General features: G+C 36.2%; 8 protein-coding genes. 7 read left to right on the top strand and 1 reads right to left on the bottom strand.

The genetic code is table 11. The annotated features are described in order from the left end of the window. The first annotated feature begins 195 nt into the window (after nucleotides 1-195). From Q0140_RS00535 to Q0140_RS00505, 7 genes are all read left to right on the top strand, one after another. On the top strand, nucleotides 196-714 hold the full coding sequence (locus Q0140_RS00535; RefSeq protein WP_297960483.1) for a hypothetical protein: 519 nt from the start codon (nucleotides 196-198) through the stop codon (nucleotides 712-714). 117 nt (nucleotides 715-831) lie between these two features. Continuing rightward, entirely contained in the window at nucleotides 832-1,263 is a 432-nt protein-coding gene (locus tag Q0140_RS00530) for a hypothetical protein (RefSeq protein WP_297960480.1), read from the top strand. 2 nt (nucleotides 1,264-1,265) lie between these two features. Beyond that, nucleotides 1,266-1,697, top strand: coding sequence for a hypothetical protein (locus Q0140_RS00525; protein WP_297960477.1), 432 nt, complete (start codon nucleotides 1,266-1,268; stop codon nucleotides 1,695-1,697). 217 nt (nucleotides 1,698-1,914) lie between these two features. Then, complete coding sequence (locus Q0140_RS00520; RefSeq protein WP_297960474.1) at nucleotides 1,915-2,238, top strand: hypothetical protein; 324 nt, start codon at nucleotides 1,915-1,917, stop codon at nucleotides 2,236-2,238. A 22-nt stretch (nucleotides 2,239-2,260) separates the two neighbouring features. Next, nucleotides 2,261-2,590, top strand: coding sequence for a hypothetical protein (locus tag Q0140_RS00515; protein ID WP_297960471.1), 330 nt, complete (start codon nucleotides 2,261-2,263; stop codon nucleotides 2,588-2,590). Between the two features lie 107 nt (nucleotides 2,591-2,697). Further along, on the top strand, nucleotides 2,698-3,426 hold the full coding sequence (locus Q0140_RS00510) for a hypothetical protein (protein ID WP_297960468.1): 729 nt from the start codon (nucleotides 2,698-2,700) through the stop codon (nucleotides 3,424-3,426). Between the two features lie 77 nt (nucleotides 3,427-3,503). Continuing rightward, nucleotides 3,504-3,890, top strand: a complete 387-nt coding sequence (locus Q0140_RS00505) for a hypothetical protein (RefSeq protein WP_297960465.1) — start codon at nucleotides 3,504-3,506, stop codon at nucleotides 3,888-3,890. Between the two features lie 37 nt (nucleotides 3,891-3,927). Here Q0140_RS00505 and Q0140_RS00500 read toward each other — a convergent pair. Then, a partial coding sequence (locus Q0140_RS00500) for a hypothetical protein (protein WP_297960462.1) occupies nucleotides 3,928-4,178 on the bottom strand: 251 nt, incomplete at its 5' end.

Here is a 4,178-nt window from a genome sequence, read left to right as displayed (position 1 = left end):
ACATTCGCATATACATCTGGATGAGTATAATTCGCTTGAGGAGGGCTCGGCGGAACTTATATTGGAGAAAATATGAATACGAATAGCGTCAATGTAGACGGAAAAAGTTATTATACTCCGCAATCAAAGGGATTGGGATCATACTCGACGGCACTCGATGAATAACGGCATAGTGCGCAAAAGGAGAATAAATCAGTGCTGCCGAATAAAATTTATATAAAAGACGATCCTCTAACTATCGATGAGGAACTTATGGGGCATGAGTATCATAAATTAGATATTAAAATTCTAGAAGACAAAAAGCTTGTGGTATTGGGTTTTACTACAAATTTGGCTATGTATTATTTCGCAAAAAACATTTTAACATCATCGTATGATGAAAGAATCTCATACCTAGAGCTTTTTCCTTATGAATATTGGGTGGGAGGAGCGCGATTTGCAAAAAATAGTGCTCAGCTATGCATAGATATAGAGGAATTTATCAAAATGGACGAAGCGGAGTGCTGCATAGCGGACGATATGGACAGGTATAAATTTGAGCTGGATTTTAAAACATTCTACCAAAGCGTTACATTTTATTTCCCTAGTACGAAGGATTACATAAATTTCGCCAAATATCTGCTAAGTATGAGTATCTACAATAGAAAAAATAGGGTAAAATTTTATAGCGAAGATTATACGTTGATTTTACAATATTCCAGGTTTGTTATATGAGAAATTTAAAACGATCAAGAATAGAATTTATCTCTCATAAAAGTCAAATTTAAGGATCGGACGGTATGGCGCAAAACGCTATGAATGAAGCAGATCATAACGAAAAGGAGCAACGCAATGCTAGATAGAATTGCCGCTTTTTTGACAGGCATAATGTGCTTCTTATATCTTATAAATTTTACGGTACATAAACATGTAAAGATAGGCGAGAAATATATTAAATTTGATGATGCGGGTAGTTTATGGATATTGCCTGCAATCGCATTTATAGTAATAGGTATTTCTGGCTTTTATTTTGCCTTCCGCTCCGAAAAGAGTATAAAAAAATACCCGAAGTATATGTGGTGTGCAGACTGCGGTAAATTTTACCGATACGAGGACGTCAAAGATACCGATCAAATTTGCCCAGACTGCGGCAAAAAGCTTACGGAGTATAATGACGGCGACTACTGGCGAAGAAACGCCTCCGATCAAAGCGCTAAACCCCCGAAGCCTAAAAAGCGTAAATTTAAAAGCGATGAAATTTTGATTTGTTATAGAGGAATATAAAAATGCTAAATAGAATTTTTGCATTAATCGGCTTTTTTGCTTTTTTCGCATGGGGACTGGCGGCCGTTCTATTGGGGGAAGTTGATATAAAGCCCGGCTTTATGGCATCGGTAAAATCTGAAAGCGCGTATCTGCGTATCATCATAGGAATTTTATGCTTTGCGGCGTGCGCTTTCTTTGCGCATCTCGCATTTCGCCCTGAAAAAAGCATAAAATATTATCCTAAATTTATGCGTTGCAAAGGGTGTCTTAAATTTTATAATTTCTCGGACGTTAAAGATAGGAGCGTTTGCCCTAAATGCGGAGGCGAACTGCAAGATTATGCCGAGATAGAAAAGTGGAATCAAATAGAAAAGAATAAAAAGCTTGAGAAATATTTTAAATTTGAAAAAGAGTGGCTAAAGAGGGTGCAAAATCGGCGCGATGAGGAATAAAATTTTAAAAGATAGGCGCAGTCTTAAGGTATAAAATTTTAAAATTACGTATGTATTTGCAAGGAATATTATAAGGCGTTATAAATAAAATTCTGACAAAGGAGGCGAAAATAAGATGAAAATTTTGACATTAGTATCAGCCATAATTTCTATAGCGGTATTTAATAGCCTAATGTATCCAAATAAAAGATAGAGTGCATTTTAAGTAGGAGGAGAGATGAGAAATTTTGTTATATCTTTTGTCGCGTTATGCCTATATGGGTGCAGCCCTACGATTTTAGGGCATAAAATCACTTTTGCAAAACACAAAGAAGGTGCCTTTTACGGCGAATGCGGCGAAAAAATAGATCAAAAAATTATATATAAATTTAAAGACGCCGTTATTCGTAAAATTTTCTATGAAGATAAAGAAGAATTTGCTTATTATGATGAGATAGTCATCCCTATCCAATCCTGCGAAGGCGAATGGTGCAAAATTTACTATCCTTGCGGTCAAAAAGAGTATTTCGTAAAGAAGGACGATATAGTAAAAAGATATTAATTTTATACTTGGAAGGAGAGTTGTGAAGTATTTCGCACCTTTTATATTGTTATTATTCTTTTGCGGGTGTGAGCCGTATTTTATGAAATATGCCGCCAAATGCGCCGGCGCCGATGATAAATCCGCTCAAAAGAATATGTATTGGTTTAAGGATAGGCATAAATATAGTTATTTTTATGAGGGAGAATATAGAACCTATGCATCCAAAAATGAAAATGATGTTTTAGCAAGACCCGATTATCCTATATTTGTAATTAGCCACTGCGATGATAAGTGGTGCGAGGTCGTTGAAAAGTGCAGCGAGATAAAAGTATTTGTAAAAAAGAGCGATATAATACCATACAAAAGATGAGGCGCCGCCTTAAGGTATAAATTTCAATACGCGCAGAGTATCTTAGGCGCGTATAGCGTAAATTTAAAGCGGGTTGAGAAAGCAAATAAAACAAGAAGGATTCAAAAATGAAAAGTATAAAAGGTATTTTCCGTTATCTTTTTCCGGTAAGAGATGGACGAGAACTGTATTGGATTAAAATTCCAAAAGGGCAAAGCGGTCGTTTTGGAAAAGAATTTATATTCGAGCCTGAATTGATTGCGAAATCGGACGCGCAAAAACTCGGTCTAAAAATAGATCCAAAGCTTTTAAGAGATAAGCGAATTAAATTTCATATACGCGATATGTATTATAAGACATATTATGAGATAACATCTTTCGGTATCGATGAGAGCTACGCCGATTCGCGGCAAATAGATCTTGATTTAGAAGATATAAAACAAATCGTAAAATCGGATGAAGACGATCCCTACTATGTAGATAGCTATAGCTTAAACATAGAGCAGATGAGATCTTTTGGATGCATCGATATGGTTAAGCCCGGTTTTTCATACTTCTTAGATTGCTCTGCTAGCCATGAAAGAATAATCAAAGCTCCAAATAACGGAGATAAAAATATAAAAGGCTGCTATATAAATGTCTTTGATAGCGATAAGGACGCCTTTTACTTGGCATTATTGGACGTTAAGCTGCCTTTTAGCGAAGTTGCAAAAATAGTCCGCCCGCTGGGCGTAGAGGCAAATATCCACTATTCTTATAGCCTCTCCGAAGAGCAGATTATAAAATTGGGATTTCCTGAAATTTTAAAAGAAAACGACGGCAAAATCGACGCTCAAATATCGGTAGAAATAGTATAATTTAAAATTTAGCCGTTAATGGGTAATTATATAGGTTTAGTGGGTTTGTAAATTTATGAGGAGCGTAAATGACTACTATGTATGTTGGTTTTTGGTTATCTTCGGATAAATATAACTTTGATTTTTCGGACTTGATCCTATGCGGGGAGATTGAGAAAAATAAAATTGGTGACATAAATAAAAGACGTGGCGAAGTCATAAATAGATGTAACTGGTCGTGTTGTACTGCCAAGAAAGAGTGTGTATACACGGACGATGCGTTAAAAGATTTGTATGAAATTTTAAAAACGAACTTTGGCGATATCAAAAAGAGGATATCGGAATTAAATTTAACCGTTAATATTTATGTAGCGGTAGATACGACGGAAAAGGACGATGTATATTCTATCGACTTTAGTAAAGAAATGCTAAAAATGTGCGCCGAACTAAATGCCGATGTCTGCGTAGACGGGATATATTATTAATTTGTATAGGAATAAAGATGGCGTGGAAAATGAATTTTTAATAGGCGATTGAAAGAGCAGAAGCGATGAAATTTACAAGACAGCTTTCTTTCTTTACCCTTGCTCTTTTAACCGCCGCCCTCATCTCCCAAGGATCTGCCGCATCCTCTAGCTGGGTTACCTGGGGCTTTAGCGTAGGCGCCTCTGCAGAGCTTAGCGGAACCACTTCCAAAGATAGCTCTAAATCAAGTAGATCCGTAGCCTCTAATCTTAGCGGCAAGAATATTAAAATTTTAACTGATAGCAATA

Origin of the sequence: uncultured Campylobacter sp. (genome assembly GCF_938045405.1) — a bacterium.
GTDB lineage: Bacteria > Campylobacterota > Campylobacteria > Campylobacterales > Campylobacteraceae > Campylobacter_B.
Note: the sequence above shows the minus strand (reverse complement) of the source record. Positions and strands in the feature narration are given on the sequence as shown.